Source organism: Paenibacillus pasadenensis DSM 19293 (genome assembly GCF_000422485.1).
GTDB classification, from domain to species: domain Bacteria; phylum Bacillota; class Bacilli; order Paenibacillales; family Paenibacillaceae; genus Paenibacillus_O; species Paenibacillus_O pasadenensis.
This window is the reverse complement of sequence record NZ_KE383853.1, coordinates 11976-26702: the sequence shown is the minus strand read 5'-3', so window position 1 is coordinate 26702 and position 14727 is coordinate 11976. Positions and strand designations below refer to the sequence as shown.

Annotated in this window: 5 protein-coding genes; all 5 read left to right on the top strand. The window is 72.0% G+C overall.

Annotation, left to right across the window (positions count from 1 at the left end; genetic code table 11):
* Positions 1–58: 58 nt before the first annotated feature.
* From H582_RS30335 to H582_RS28500, 5 genes are read left to right on the top strand one after another with little or no spacing between them, the layout of a single operon-like run.
* Positions 59–10984 (top strand): non-ribosomal peptide synthetase, encoded by a 10926-nt coding sequence (locus H582_RS30335; protein ID WP_127464495.1) that lies wholly within the window; start codon positions 59–61, stop codon positions 10982–10984.
* Positions 10981–11961, top strand: a complete 981-nt coding sequence (locus H582_RS0119515) for a cysteine peptidase family C39 domain-containing protein (RefSeq protein WP_028599892.1) — start codon at positions 10981–10983, stop codon at positions 11959–11961. Before H582_RS30335 ends, H582_RS0119515 begins: the two co-directional genes overlap by 4 nt.
* Positions 11934–12755 carry a thioesterase II family protein gene (locus H582_RS28510; protein ID WP_052333448.1) on the top strand — a complete coding sequence of 274 codons (822 nt, stop codon included), beginning with the start codon at positions 11934–11936 and terminating at the stop codon, positions 12753–12755. Before H582_RS0119515 ends, H582_RS28510 begins: the two co-directional genes overlap by 28 nt.
* Positions 12752–14005 (top strand): ACP S-malonyltransferase, encoded by a 1254-nt coding sequence (locus tag H582_RS28505; RefSeq protein ID WP_052333447.1) that lies wholly within the window; start codon positions 12752–12754, stop codon positions 14003–14005. Before H582_RS28510 ends, H582_RS28505 begins: the two co-directional genes overlap by 4 nt.
* Positions 14002–14718 carry a 4'-phosphopantetheinyl transferase family protein gene (locus H582_RS28500; RefSeq protein ID WP_052333446.1) on the top strand — a complete coding sequence of 239 codons (717 nt, stop codon included), beginning with the start codon at positions 14002–14004 and terminating at the stop codon, positions 14716–14718. Before H582_RS28505 ends, H582_RS28500 begins: the two co-directional genes overlap by 4 nt.
* Positions 14719–14727: the final 9 nt, after the last annotated feature.

The window sequence follows — 14727 nt, the reverse complement described above, 5'->3', positions numbered from 1 at the left end:
TGCCGCGGCGCGGTTCATCGTCTTCGTTGTCAACTGCCTGGAAAAAGGGGGCCATACGATGTTTGACCTAAGCAAGCTCGGCGGCGCTGCCGTTCCGGCTGCTGCCGCAGGCATGGAGCCGGCTGCCGGCCTCGTGTCCGCGGCGGAGGCGGCCGCCGGCCACGAGATCGCGATCATCGGCTTCGCGGCGCGGATCGGCGCGGCGAGCGAGCCGGAGGAGCTGGCGCGGCTGCTCGGCGCGGCCGACGACCGCATCGGTCCGCTGCCGGAGACGCGCCGGCTGGAGCTGGAGCCTTATTTGCGGGGGCTCGGCCTGGACCCGTTGGAGGCGGAGTTTTTCGAAGGCGCGTTCCTCGACGATATCTCCTCGTTCGATCCGGAGCTGTTCCGCCTGTCGCCGAAGGAAGCGTCGCTGATGAATCCGAACCAGCGGCTGTTCCTGATGGCGGCGCGGCAGGCGATCGAGCAGGCCGGCTATGGAGGGAGCGCGCTCGGCGGCTCGCGGACGGGCGTTTATGTCGGCTACAACGCCGATGCCCAGCATGACTACAAGCGCATGATCGAGGCGCTCTGTCCGGAGGAGCTCGGCTCCTCGGCGCCCGGCAACCTCAGCTCGATGATCGCCGGGCGGGTAGCGTACCTGCTCGACCTGCACGGGCCTGCGCTGCAGGTGGACACCGCCTGCTCCTCGTCGCTCGTCGCCGTGCATCTCGCCTGCCAGGCGATCCGCTCCGGCGACTGCGACGCGGCGGTCGCAGGCAGCGTCAAGATCAATCTGCTTCCGCTCGACAGCGGCGTGAGGCTCGGCATGGAAGCCTCGGACGGACGGGCGCGTCCGTTCGACGACGAGGCGGACGGCACCGGCATGGGCGACGGCGTCGTCGCCCTGCTGCTCAAGCCGCTCTCCGGGGCGCTGCGCGACGGCGACTTCATCCACGGCGTCATCAAAGGCAGCGCGGTCGGCCAGGACGGCAGCTCCGCGGGCATCACCGCTCCGAACGCGCTCGCCCAGGAGGATGTCGTCGTCCGCGCCTGGGAAGACGCCGCGGTCGATCCCGAGTCGATCGCCTATGTCGAAGCGCACGGCACCGGCACCTCGCTCGGCGATCCGATCGAGATCGAAGGCTTGACGAGGGCGTTCCGGCGCTATACCGACAGGCGGCAGTTCTGCGCGGTCGCCTCCGTCAAAAGCCAGCTCGGCCATCTCGACCATGCGGCCGGCATCGCCGGCCTGCTGCGCGGACTGCTGGCGATGAAGCGGGGCGAGCTGCCGCCGAACGCGCATTTCCGGCGCCCGAACCGCAGCATCGGCTTCATCGGCTCGCCGCTGTACGTCAATGCCGAGCCGGCGCCGTGGCCTCGCCGCGGCGGTCCGCGCCGCATGGGCGTCAGCGCCTTCGGCATGAGCGGCACGAATGCCCATGTCGTGCTGGAGGAAGCCCCTGCGCCTGCGCCCGTCCGGTCTGCGGAGGGAGACGGCAGGCCCGGCCTGCTCGTCCTCTCGGCCCGCTCCGCCGCCGGGCTATCCGGTTATGCGGAGCGGATGCTCGCCTGGCTGGCGACGGACGACGCGCAGGCGGCCGGGCTGGATGCGATCTGCGGCACGGCGGCGCTCGGCCGCAGCCATGAGCGCTATCGGCTGGCGATCGCCTGCGCCTCTGCGGAGCAGCTCGCGCTCGCCTTGGCGGAAGCGCTGGCGGCGGGGCTGGATGGCGCGGCGGCAGGCGTCGAGGGCGACGCCGGGAATGAGGCAGAGCGCGCTGTCGAGCAAGCTGATGAGCAAGCCGCCGAGCGCGCTGACGGAAGCGGCGCGCGGCTCGGCGCGAATGGCGAAGCCCGCTGGGAAGCCGACGGCATGGCGCTGCGGCTGCGCTCGTCGAGGCTGGAGGCCGCTACGGCCGTGTTCTGCGGCGCGCTGCCTCCAGCCGGACGGAGCTTGGATGCGAGCTCGTCTGGATCGCCGCTTTGGAGCGGAGGCGAGGCGGCTGCGGGGCCAGCGGAGCGGCGCTCGTCCGGCTCCGCTGTCGACGCCGAGGAGGCGGCCGAGCTCGCGCGGCATTACGCCGAAGGGGGGATGCCGCGCTGGGCGCGCCTGCATCCGCCGGGCTCGCTGCGCCGGGCTCCGCTGCCGAGTCCGCCGCTGGAGCTGCGCCGCTGCTGGCTGCAGCCCGCGCCGAGCGCCCGCTCGGAGGAGAGCCGGGATGAGAGACGGAATGATAGATGGAATGATAGATGGAATGAGAGACAGGATGCGCGAGAAATGGAAAGGAGGGAGATGACGGAACAAGCCGCCGCTGCGGTCCGGCTGACAGATGCCGCGGCTGATGGAGAAGCGGAGGCCGGCATCGCAGGCAGCTCTCGCCTGGAGGCGCTGCAGGCGGCTGCCGACGCCTGGGGCGAGGCGCTCGGCTATGGGGAGCTGAGCGTGCGCTCCAGCTACTATGAGCTCGGAGGCGACTCGATTCTCGCGCTGCGCACGGTCGGACGGCTGTCGAAGCGTCTCGGAATCGAGGTGGCCGTGCACGAGCTGCTGGGGCAGCCGGTGCTCGGCGACTTCGCGGCGATGCTGCAAGCGAGGCTGGACGCGGTCCGCGCGGCGCGGCGGGAAGCCGGCAGCGGCGGCCTGGCCGCGGCGGCGCTGGAAGCGCCGGCGAGCGCGGAGCCGGACGGTTCTTCGCGGCAAGAGCCGCCGCAGGCTGCCGGATCGCCGCAGAGGCCATCGTCGGCGTCGTCCGATCCATCGCAGACGGCCGGATCGCCGCAGAGGCCATCGTCGGCGTCGTCCGATCCGTCGCAGACGCTCGGATCGCCGCCAGGGGGCGAAGCGCCGCTTCCGGGCTTCCCGCTGCCGGCCGAACCTTTGCCGCAGTTGGAGGCCGGCGCTGCGGAAGGCGCCGCGGCGCCGATTCCGCTCGTCGCCGAGCAGCCGCATTACGCGGTGTCCTCGTCGCAGCGCCAGATGTACCTGCAGCAGCAGGCGCAGCCGGAGGACCGCAGCTACAACCTGCCGGAGCTGCTCCAGCTGTCCGGCGAGGTCGACGCGGACCGGCTCGAGGAGGCGATCCGCGCCTTGATCCGCAGGCATGAGCCGCTGCGCTCCTCGTTCGCGATCGTCGACGGCGAGCTCCGCCAGTTCGTCCATGCGGACGCGCCGTTTCGGCTCGGCCGGCTGGAGGCGGAGCCGGAAAGGCTGGACGAGACGCTCCGCGCGCTGTCGCAGCCGTTCCGGCTCTCGCAGGTCCCGCTGCTGCGGGCGGCGCTCGTCGCGACCGGCTCGAATTCGCCGCTGCTGTTCCTCGACCTGCATCATATCGCCTCCGACGGCATGTCGGCGGGCATTCTGCTCGAGGAGCTGCTGACGCTGTACGGCGGGGGCATGCTGCCGCCGCTGCCGCTGCGCTATCGCGATTATGCCGATTGGCAGCAGCGGACCCTCGGCTCGGAGCGGCTGGAGGGGCAGCGCCGGTACTGGCGGGAGCGGATCGCGGACGACTGGCCGCTGCTGGAGCTGCCCGCCGATTTTCCCCGACCGCCGATCAAGGACGGCAAAGGGGCGACGTTCGAGCTCGACCTCGAGCCCGGCCTGGCGGCGGCGGTCAAGCGGTTCGCGGCGGCGAGCGGCTGCACGCCGTTCGTCGTCCTGCTGGCCGCCTATCAGGCGCTGCTGGCCAAGCATGCGGGCGCCGAGGATATCGTCGTCGGCACGCCCGCCGCTGGCCGGCCGTCGCCGCAGCTGGAGCGGCTGGCCGGCATGTTCGTCGGCACGCTGCCGCTGCGGGCGAAGCCGGCTGCCGCCAAGACGTTCGCGGCGTTCCTCGCCGAAGTGCGGGAGACGGTGCTCGAGGCGTTCGCGCACGGCGACGTGCCGTTCGAGGAGCTGGTCCGCATGGACGGGCGCCGCGATCCGAGCCGCAGCCCGCTGTTCGACACGATGTTCATCATGCAGAACCTGCGCATCCCGGATCGCGGCGAAAAGGGACTTTCCTATACTCATCGACGCTACGAGCATGGCACGGCCAAGTACGACCTGATGGTCCAGGCGGTCGAGCGGCCGGACGGGCTGCGGCTCGTCGTCGAATACGCGGTCTCGCTGTTCCGCGAGCAGACCGCGCGCACGCTGCTCGACCGTTATGTCCGCCTGCTCGGCGCCTTCCTCGCCGATCCGGAGCGGACGCTCGGCGAGGCTGACATGCTGTCCGCCGCGGAGCGGGAGCAGCTGGAGCGCTTCGGCCGGGGGCCGGAGCTCGGGCTGCCGCCCGTAAGAGCCGAGCGGCTGGTCGAGGCTTGGGCGGCGGAGCGGCCCGACGGCGTTGCCGTCATCGGCAAGGATGGCGCGCTCACGTATCGCGAGCTGAACGAGCAGGCGGAGCAGGTGGCTGAGCTGCTGCGGCGCGAGGGAGCGGAACGCGGCTCGATCGTCGCCGTGCTCGCCGAGCGCTCGCCTGCCATGGTCGCGGCGATGGTCGGCGCGCTCAAAGCCGGCGCCGCCTACCTGCCGCTCGATCCCGCCGCGCCGCCGGAGCGGATCGCCTCCATGCTCCAGGACAGCGGCGCCTGCCTCGTGCTGACGGACCTGCCGGAGGAGGCGCCGGCGCGCGCGGCGCTTGCCGGAGCCAGGGAGCTGAGGCTGTCCGCAGCGCTGCTGGAAGCAGATGCAGGCAGCGCCTGGAGCGCAGCCAGCGGGACGGGCGCAGCCGGCAGGAGCGCAGCCAGCGGCAGGAGCGCAGCCAGCAGCTGGAGCGCCGGCGGCGTCGGCAGCCGGGCGGATCAGGCAGGCCCAGCCCCGGCGGCGGACCGCTTCTCCCCGTCCGCATCGGCGAGTCCGCAGGCTTTGCCGCAAGCCTTACCGCAAGCCTTACCGCAAGCCTTACCGCAAGCCTTGCCGCAAGCCTTGCCGCAACACTTGCCGCAAGCCTCTGCGGACGGCGGCCTGCTCTCGCCGGAGGACCCGATGTATGTCATCTACACATCCGGCTCGACCGGGCGGCCGAAGGGCGTCGTCGTCCCGCATCGGGCGTTCCACGCCTTCGCCGCCTCGATGAGCCGGCTGCTCGGCGGCGTCGGTCCGGACGACCGCTGCCTCAGCCTGACGAGCCTCGGCTTCGACGTCAGCGTCTGCGAGCTGTTCCTGCCGCTGCATGCGGGGGCGGCGATCGTGCTCTATCCGGACGACCGGCTGCTCGATCCGCCGCGCATGGCCCGGGTCATCGCCGAGGAGGGCGTCACGTTCGCCTATCTGCCTCCGACGCTGCTCGGCGACGTTGCCGGCGAGCTGGAGCGGCTCGCCGCAGCCGGGGCGGAGCTGGCGCTGTCCCGGCTGCTCGTCGGCGTCGAGCCGATCCGCAGCGGCGTGCTGGAGCGCTTCGCGGCGCTGCGTCCGGGCATGGCGATCGTCAACGGCTACGGGCCGACCGAGGCGGCCGTCTGCGCGACCGCCCATGTGTTCCGTCCCGGCGGCCCGCCGGAGGCGATCGTGCCGATCGGCGGCCCGATGCACGAGACCGACATCATGCTGCTCGGCTACGGAAACGCGCCGGTGCCGCCGGGCGCGCTCGGCGAGCTGTGCATCGCCGGCAGCCATCTGGCGCTCGGCTATCTCGGCCGGCCGGAGCTGACCGCCGAGCGCTTCGTGCCCGACCCGCGCCGGCCGGACCGGCTGCTGTACCGGACCGGCGACCTGGCGCGCTGGCTTCCGGACGGCCAGGCGATGTACGCCGGCCGCATCGACCGGCAGCTCAAGATCCGCGGGGTGCGGATCGAGCCGGCCGAGATCGAGGCGAGGCTGCTGCAGCTGGACGGCGTGCGCGAGGCGGTCGTCGACGCCCGCGTCCTCCCGGACGGAGACAAGCAGCTCTGCGCTTATGTCGTGCTCTCCCGCGAGGGCGGGACGAGCGGGCTGCGCGACGAGCTGAAGCGGCTGCTGCCGGAGGCGATGCTGCCCTCCTTCCTGATCGAGCTGCCGCGCATCCCGCTGACGCGCAGCGGCAAGGTCGACCGCCAGGCGCTCCCGGAGCCGCTCTCGCAGGCGCACGGCGGCGTGCCGGACGCGAGCGCCGCTCCGTCGACCGAGACCGAGCGGCGGATCGCCGCGCTTTGGCGGGAGACGCTCGGAGTCGAGCGGGTCGGCCGCACGGACGGCTTTTTCGAGCTCGGCGGCCATTCGCTCAAGGCAGCCGCGCTGGCCGGCCGCATCCGCCAGTCGTTCGGAACGGAAATGCCGCTGCGGGCAGTATTCGAGCATCCGACCGTCGCGGGCATGGCGGCATGGCTGGAGACGGCGGCAAGCGGAGGCAGCGCCGCGACCTGGGGCATCGAGCCGCAGGCCGCGAGCCTGCCGGGCGCCGGCACGGAGCGGGGCATGGCGGCGGAGGCCGGCCGCGCCGGGGAGCGAGCGCTCGGATCGGCCCATTCGATTCCGCGCGCGGAGGAGCGTCCCTATTATCCGATGTCGCGGACGCAGCGGCGGCACTATGTGCTGGAGTGGCTCGGCGGCGGCAGCGCCGCCTACCATGTGCCGCTCGCGCTGCTCATCCGCGGTCCGCTGGACGCGGCGCGGCTGGAAGGCGCGTTCCACGGCCTGATCGCCCGTCATGAGACGCTGCGCACGGCGTTCGTCCACGAGCGGGAGGAGTTCCGGCAGATCATCCGGCCGGAGGCGGAGTTCAAGCTGGAGCTTGGCCGTCTCGACGAGGAGGAGAGGCGGGGGCTGCGCTCCGGTCCGCAAGGGGCGGCTGCCGCGCAAGCGGTCCGCCGGCGGATGGCGGAGCTGCTCCGTCCGTTCCGGCTCGATGCTCCTCCGCTGCTGCGGGCGCGGCTGCTGGAAGGCGATGCCGACCGCCATGTGCTGCTGCTGGATTTCCACCATCTCGTGACGGACGGGCTGTCCATGCCCATCGTCCTGCGGGAGCTGCTCGCGCTGTACGACGGCCGGGAGCTGCCGCCGCTGCCGATCCGCTACCGGGACTATGCGCTGTGGCAGGAGCGGAGGCTGGCGGAGCCGCCGCCCGGGCGCTGGCTGGAGCGGCTAGCGGGCGAGCTGCCGCCGCTCGAGCTGCCGCTCGACCGTCCGCGTCCGGCTGCGCGCTCCGGACGGGGAAGGCGGCTGGAGTTCGTTTTCGACGAGGCGACGAGCGCCGCGATCGCCGGCTTCGCGCGCGGCGAGGGCGTGACGCTCTACACCGCGCTGCTCGGCGCTTATATGAGGCTGCTCGCCGTCTACGGCGGAGCGGCCGAGGTTCGCGTCGGGTCGCCGGCGGCCGGCCGCTCGCATCCGGACGCCGACGGGCTCGTCGGCCTGTTCGTCCATACGCTCGTCCTGCGCGGCTATCCGGCCGCCGAGCGTCCGCTCGGCGAGTTCCTGCAGTCGCTGCAGCAGGACGCGCTGGAGGCGCTGGAGCATCAGGAGCGTCCGTTCGAGGAGCTGCTCGAAGCGCTCGGAGCGCAGCCGGCGGACGGACGGCAGCCGCTGTTCGACTGCATGTTCGCGCTGCAGAACATGGAGCTGCCGGCTCTGGAGGGAGGCGGGCTGACCGCCGAGACGCTGCCGCTCGATGCCGGCACGGCCAAGTGCGATCTGCTGCTGGAGGCGGCGGAGCGGGACGGGCGGCTGCATTTTCAGCTGGAATATGATACGGAGCTGTTCGCGGACGCGACCGCGTCATGGATCGCCCGGCATTATGCGCAGCTGTGGAAGGAATGGCTCCGGCCCGGCGCGGCTTCGCGGCCGCTGGAGGAGCTGGGCTTGATCGACGGCGAGGAGCGGCGCGAGCTGCTCGGCGAGGTCCGTCAACGGAAGGGAGAGGCGACGATGAACAAGATAGAGGGCGCGGCAGAACCGGAGCGCGCCGGGACGGAAAGCGGCTGGTGCAGCATGATGCGGCAGTTCGAGGAGCAGGTCCGGCTGCGGCCGGACGCTCCCGCCGTGCACGCCGGGGAGGAGACGTGGACGTACGCGGAGCTGAACGCGCGGGCGAACCGGCTCGCCCATGCGCTGAGGGAGAAGGGCGTCGGGCCGGAAAGGCTCGTCGTCGTCATGGCGGCGCGCTCGCCGCGGCTGCTCGCGGCGCTGCTTGCCGTGCTCAAGGCGGGCGGCGCGTTCCTCGCGGTCGATCCGTCGTATCCGGAGGAGCGGATCCGCTGGATGCTGGAGGACGCCGGAGCGGCGCCGGCGCTCGTCGAAGCCGCCTATGCCGGCCGCGCGGCCGGCGCCGCCGAGGAATGGCGGCTCGAGGAGCTGGAGGCGACGTCCGCGCTTCTGCCGGCGAGCGATCCGGAGCCGGTCAGCCGGCCGGAGCATCTCGCCTATGTGCTGTACACGTCCGGCTCGACCGGCCGTCCGAAGGGCGCGATGATCGAGCATCGCGGACTGGCGAGCTTCCTGCGGCAGTTCGCCGCGCGGTTCCCGTTCGCCGCCGGGCAGGGCGTGCTGGCGATGGCCGCCGTGTCGTTCGATATTTTCCTCGTGGAGACGCTGCTGCCGCTGACGCTCGGCATGCGCGTCGCGCTCGCCCGGGAGGAGGAGCGCGGCGACGCCGATTCGCTGAGCCGGCTCGTCGAAAGGCATGAAGTCGACGTGCTGCAGCTGACGCCGAGCCGCTTCAAGTGGTGGGCGGCGCAGCAAGGCGCGACCGCCGCGTTCCGGCGGCTGTCCGTGCTGTTGATCGGAGCCGAGCCGCTCGCGCCGTCGCTGCTGCAGCGGGTCAAGGCGGCGACGGACGCGCGCATCTTCAACCTGTACGGGCCAACCGAGACGACGGTATGGACGTCCGTGCAGGAGGTGACGGAGCTGGCCGCGGACGAGGCGATTACGATCGGAACGCCGATCGAAGGCGCCCACATGGTCGTGCTCAGCGCCAAGCTCAAGCTCGCGCCGACAGGGGTCATCGGCGAGATCTGCATCGGCGGCGAAGGCGTCGGGCGCGGCTATCTCGGCCATCCGGAGTGGAGCGAGGGCGCATTTGCCGAGCATCCCTATCGGCCGGGCGAGCGCCTGTACCGGACCGGCGACCTCGGGCGGCGGCTCGCGAGCGGCCAGTTCGTCTACGCCGGTCGCCGCGACCATCAGGTGAAGATCCGCGGCCATCGGGTCGAGCTCGGCGAGGTGGAGCGGCTGGCGCAGGAGGCTCCCGGCATCCGCGAGGCGGTCGTGACGGCCTTCGACGAGGAGGACGGAGAGCAGGCGCTGTGCCTGTATGCGGTGGCGGAGCCCGGCCTGGAGGACGGCGCGGACGAGCGGACGAGGACGTATTTGGCGGCGCGGCTGCCAGGCTACATGATTCCCGCGTATCTCATGCTGCTGGAGCGGATTCCGCTGACGCCGACCGGCAAGATCGACCGCAAGTCGCTGCCGAAGCCGCAGGCGCGCGGCGCGGCGGCGTTCGAGCCGCCGGCGGGAGAGCTGGAGCGGCGGCTGGCCGGGCTGTGGCGGGACGTGCTCGGCCAGGAGCGCATCGGCCGCCGGGACGGATTTTTCGAGCTTGGCGGCCACTCGCTCAAAGCGGCGACGCTGGCGAGCCGCATCGCCCGCGAGTTCGGAGCCGACGTCCCGCTGCGGGAGCTGTTCCAGCATTCCACGCTGAGCGCGATGGCGGAGCGGATCGGAATGTCCGCCGCGGCGTTCGAGCCGATCCCGCGCCAGCCGGAGCGGGAGGAGGGATATCCGATGTCCCCCGCGCAGCGCCGCTTGTACCTGATGCAGTGGATGGCCGGCGAGGCGGCGATGTACCATGTGCCGTTCGCGGTCGACATCCGCGGCGCTCTGGACGCGGAGCGGCTCGAGCGGGCGTTCGGGGAGCTGGCCCGGCGTCAGGAGAGCCTGCGCACGACGTTCCATTACGAGGACGGCGAGTTCCGGCAGAAGATCCATCCGCCGTCGGGCTTCGCGCTCGAGCAGGCTTCCGAGCTCGGCAGGCTCGCGGCGGAGGAGCTGGCGTCCGGCGGCGGGCTGCCGGTGCAGAGGCTGATGAAGGCGTTCATCCGCCCGTTCTCGCTCGATCGCGAGCCGCCGGCGCGAGCCGCGCTGCTGCAGCTCGGTCCGGAGCGCCATCTGCTGCTGCTCGACCTGCATCATATCGCGACCGACGGCGTATCGACGTCGCTGCTCGTTCGCGAGCTTGGCGCCCTCTATGCCGGCGAGGAGCTGCCGGAGCCGCCGATCGGCTGCCGCGACTTCGCCGTCTGGCAGCTGGAGCGGCTCGAGTCGGAAGCGATGCGCGAAAAGGAGGCGTACTGGCTTGCCCTCTACGAGGAGCTGCCGCCGGCGCTCGAGCTGCCGCTCGACCGGCCGCGTCCGGCCGCGCCGAGCTTCCGCGGGGCGACGCTGGAGCGGCGCCTCGGCCGGGAGCTGACGGCGGCCGCCGAGCGGCTGGCGGCGGCGCGAGGGGCGACGCTGTTCGCCGTGCTGCTCGGCGCCTACGGCATCCTGCTGGCGAAGTACGCCGGGGAAGAGGACATCGTCGTCGGCACGCCGGTCGCCGGGCGCGGCCATCCCGACGTCGAGCCGCTGATCGGCATGTTCGTCAACACGGTCGCGCTGCGGCTGCGGCCGGCGGGCGAGCTGGCGAGCGGCGACTACATGCGCGGCGTGCAGCGCGATCTCGTCGACGCGCTCGACCGTCAGGACTATCCGTTCGAGCGGCTCGTCGAGCGGCTGGGGCTGCAGGCGGAGGCCGGCCGCAACCCGCTGTTCGATACGATGTTCATCCTGCAGAACATGGAGCATCCGGAGTTCCGCGCCGGCGGACTCGCGCTGGAGCCGCTGCCGTTCGATCCGGGAGTCAGCAAGTTCGATCTGACGCTGGAGGCGGCGGCGAGAGACGGCGAGCTGTCGGTCACGTTCGAATATGCGGCCGACCTGTTCGAGCCGGACACGATCGAGCGGCTGGCCCGGCATTACGAGGAGATCTTGCGCCAGCTGTGCGCGGATGCCGATGGCGCGCGCGCCATCGAAGATTTCGAAGTCGAGACGGAGGAGGCATGGGGATGAAGCTGACGCTGGAGCGCAAGCCTTTCGGCGACTTCTGGATGAACTGCATGCTGAACCAGGCGTTCAGCATCGCGCAGTCGGTCCATCCGAGCTACCGCGATGCGGCGTATCTCAATCTGTACCGCTATTTCCGCTGGGAGGCGGCGACCGACCGCGAGTTCCGCTATCCGACGATCGACTCGCTCTATTATTTGAGCGACACGGAGTGGGAGAAGTTTCCGCTGACCGGCGTCATCCGCCGGATCGTGCCGATGCATTTCCGCGACGAGAGCCGCATGCTGGACGAGATCCGCGACGTGCTGCGGAGCGGGCGCAATCTGAGCCTGAACGTCGATCTGTTCGGCTGGCTGCCGGACAGCATGGCGTGGCAGAAGTTCCATTGGTACCATTACTCGCTGTTCAACGGCTTCGACGAGGAGAAGGGCGTCTTTTACGTCATCGACGACACGCTGGCGGGCTACGGGGAGCATGAGGTGCCGGAGGAGCGGGTGCGGGAGGCGTTCGCGCAGTCGGAATACAAGCTCGATCCGGGCTATGCCGGCCCGGCCTGCTACGTCTATGAGCTGCAGCCGGACATCGTCCCGTTCGAGCTGAGGCTGGAGGAGGTCGCGGCGCACGCGGACCGGCTGTCGCAGGAGCTGGAGGCCTTCGGCATGGACGGCATGTGGCGGGTCGACGAGGCGGAGGGGGAGAAGCGGGAGCAGCAGCTGACGTACGGCCTCGTCGGCATCAACATCATCGTCAACCGCCAGGAGGCGAACGCGGGACTGCTCGAGCGGCTGCGCCTGAAAAAGCTGCTGGAGGACGAGCTGCTGGACGAGCTGGACGAGCAGCTCGGCCGCATCCGCGAGGGCTGGGCGGCGCTCAAGCAGCGCTTCGCCGACGGCAGCTTCCGGCGCGAGCGCGACGCCGAGCTGGCCGAGCGCCTGCTGGCGCGGGAGCGCGAGCTGTGGAGCCGGCTCGCGGCCGAGGCATGAGGCCGCTGCGGCTGTTCTGCCTGCCGCATGCCGGCGGCTCGGCTCAGCTGTACCGGCGCTGGGCGGCCGCCGCTCCGCCGGGACTGGAGCTGGCGCCGCTGGAGCTGGCCGGACGGGGAGTCCGGCTCGGCGAGCCGTTTTATCTCGGCATCCGCGAGGCGGCGGAGGATCTGCTCGGCGAGGTGCTGGAGCGGCGGGAGGAGGGCCGCTTCGCGCTGTTCGGCCACAGCATGGGCGCGCTGATCGCCTATGAGCTGGCCGTGCTGCTGCAGCGCGCGGGCGGGCCGCAGCCGGAGGCGGCGTTCCTGTCGGCCAAGGACGCTCCGCAGGTGGAGCGCCGGGAAGCGCCGATTCACGGCTTGCCCGAAGCCCTGTTCATCGAGCGGATCCGCCGTCTCGGCGGCTGCCCGGACGAGCTGTTCGAGCAGCCGGAGCTGCTGCGGCTGTTCCTGCCCGTGCTGCGCGCGGATTTTCGGCTCGTGGAGACGTACCGCCATCAGGACGCGCCGCTGCTGGAGACGCCGGGCGTCGTGATGGGCGGCCGCGCGGACGGGACGCTGTCGGGGTCTTTGGGCGAGTGGCGGCGCTGGTTCGCCGCTCCTTGCCGACTGGAGCTGTTTGAGGGCGGACATTTCTACGCGCAGGAGCGCCATCCCGAGCTGCTGCGGCGGATCGCGGACATCCTCGGGCTCGCACCGGAGAGGGGAGGAGCCGCGCTCGCGCCGCTGGCATCCGGCGCGGGCGGAGGCAGGCTCGGCCTTGGGGGCATAGAGGAAGGGAGGAATTCTCGATGAGAAAAAGACCGGCGCCTGCGCTGCTGTTTCCCGGCCAGGGCTCCCAGCGTCCCGGCATGGGACGGGCGCTGCTGGAGCGGCATGCCGAAGCCCGCGCGGCCGTCGAGGAGGCCGGCGACGCGATCGGAGCCGACCTCGCCCGTCTGCTGCGGGACGGCTCGATGGAGGAGCTGACGCGCACCGAGATCGCGCAGCCGGCGATCCTCGCCGTATCGGTCGCGATGTACCGCGTCTACCGCGGCAGCCTCGGCGGGCCGCCGCCTGGCTGGCTGGCGGGGCACAGCCTCGGCGAGTTCAGCGCCTTGGCTTGCGCCGGCGCGCTGCCGCTCGGCGACGCGGCCCGGCTCGTGCAGGCGCGCGGCCGGCTCATGGCCGAGGCGGCGCGGCGGCAGCCGGGCGGCATGGCCGCCGCGCTCGGCATCGCGCCGGAGCGGGCCGAGGCGATCTGCCGCGAGATCGCGGCGGACGGACGGTTCGGCGTCGTCGTCCCGGCGAACTACAACGCCGCCGCGCAGACGGTGCTGTCCGGCCATTTCCCGGCGCTGGAGGAGGCGGCGCGCCTCGTCCGCGAGGCGGGAGGCAGCACGGTCCGCCTCGCCGTCGGAGGCGCGTTCCACAGCCCGCTCATGGCTTCGGCCGCCGCGGCGTTCGGCGAGGAGCTGAGCGCGGCTCGGCTCGGCTCGCCGCTGCTGCCCGTGCTCTCCGGCGTCACGGGCCGGCGCATGCCCGGCTCAGCGGCCGCGCTGGCGGAGCTGCTGCAGCGCCAGCTGACCGCTCCGGTGCGTTGGACGGCGGTCATGGCGAAGCTGGCGGAGCTCGGAGCTCGAGCGGCGGTCGAGGCCGGACCGGGCGCCGTGCTGCAGCGGCTCGCCGCTGGCTCCGGCATCCGCGTGCTGGCGATGGACGAGGAGGCGGCGTTCGGAGAGCTGGAGGAGACGCTGCGGCGCGGCCGCTGCATCTCCTATCTCGAAGGCTGCCTCGCCGTCGCCGTCGGCACCCGCAGCGAGGAGGACGACCTGCTCGTCTACCGGCGGGAGGTGGAGGCTCCGTACCGCGAGCTGGAGCAGCTGCTGCAGGCGGCCGAGGCGGAGCCGTCCGCGCCTGTCGACGCAGCCCGGCTGGAGCAGGCCGAAAGTCTGCTCGGCCGCCTGCTCGCGGGCAAAGGGCTGCCCGAGGCTGAACGGCGGGAGCGTCTGTCCCGGCTCGCCGCCGCGCATGGCCGCCGGCCGGTCGAGGCCGAGGCGCGATGAAGGGCGTGCGGGCGGAGCTGCTCGTGCTGCGCCTGCCGGAAAGCCCCGGCAGCCTCGCCTGCGAGCGGCTGGAGGCGGCCGTGTCGCCGGAGCGGCGGGAGCGCTGCTCGCGCTTTCGGCGGCGGGAGGACGCGCTGCGCTCGCTGGCCGGCGAAGCGCTGCTGCGGGCCGCGCTGTCGCGGCGGACCGGCAGGCCCGGCGCCGAGCTGCGGCTGGCGGAGAACCGATTCGGCAAGCCCTGCTGGGCGGATGGCCGCTCGGACGGCGGCGGACTGCGGTTCAATGTGTCGCATGCCGGCCGCTGGGTCGCGGTGCTGCTCGGCGGAGGAGAGGTCGGGGTCGACGTCGAGCAGATCAAGCCGCTGCAGCCCCCGTTCCCGGTCGACTGCCTGCATCCGGCCGAGGCCCGGTGGTGGCGTCGCCTGCCCGAGCCGGAGCGGCTGGCGGCATTTTACGAGCTGTGGACGCTCAAGGAAAGCTATGTGAAGGCGAAAGGAATGGGGCTGTCGTTGCCGCTGCATTCGTTCGCGGTGCAGCCGCTGGAGGGAGGCGGAGCGGCTCTCGCTCCGCCGGATGGGGACTGCCGCTTGCGGCTCTATCCGCTGGCGGAGGACATGCGCCTCGCCGGCTGCGCCATCGACGGCAGCTTGCCGTCGAGGCCGGAATTCTGGACGTTCGAGCAGCTGCTCGAACGCGCTGCGCCGAGGCGCTGATCCGCTCAG

Coding starts and splice junctions, on each gene's coding strand:
- H582_RS28505 (WP_052333447.1), top strand. CDS start 12,752: ATGAGAAAAAGACCGGCGCCTGCGCTGCTGTTTCCCGGCCAGGGCTCC.
- H582_RS30335 (WP_127464495.1), top strand. CDS start 59: ATGTTTGACCTAAGCAAGCTCGGCGGCGCTGCCGTTCCGGCTGCTGCC.
- H582_RS28500 (WP_052333446.1), top strand. CDS start 14,002: ATGAAGGGCGTGCGGGCGGAGCTGCTCGTGCTGCGCCTGCCGGAAAGC.
- H582_RS0119515 (WP_028599892.1), top strand. CDS start 10,981: ATGAAGCTGACGCTGGAGCGCAAGCCTTTCGGCGACTTCTGGATGAAC.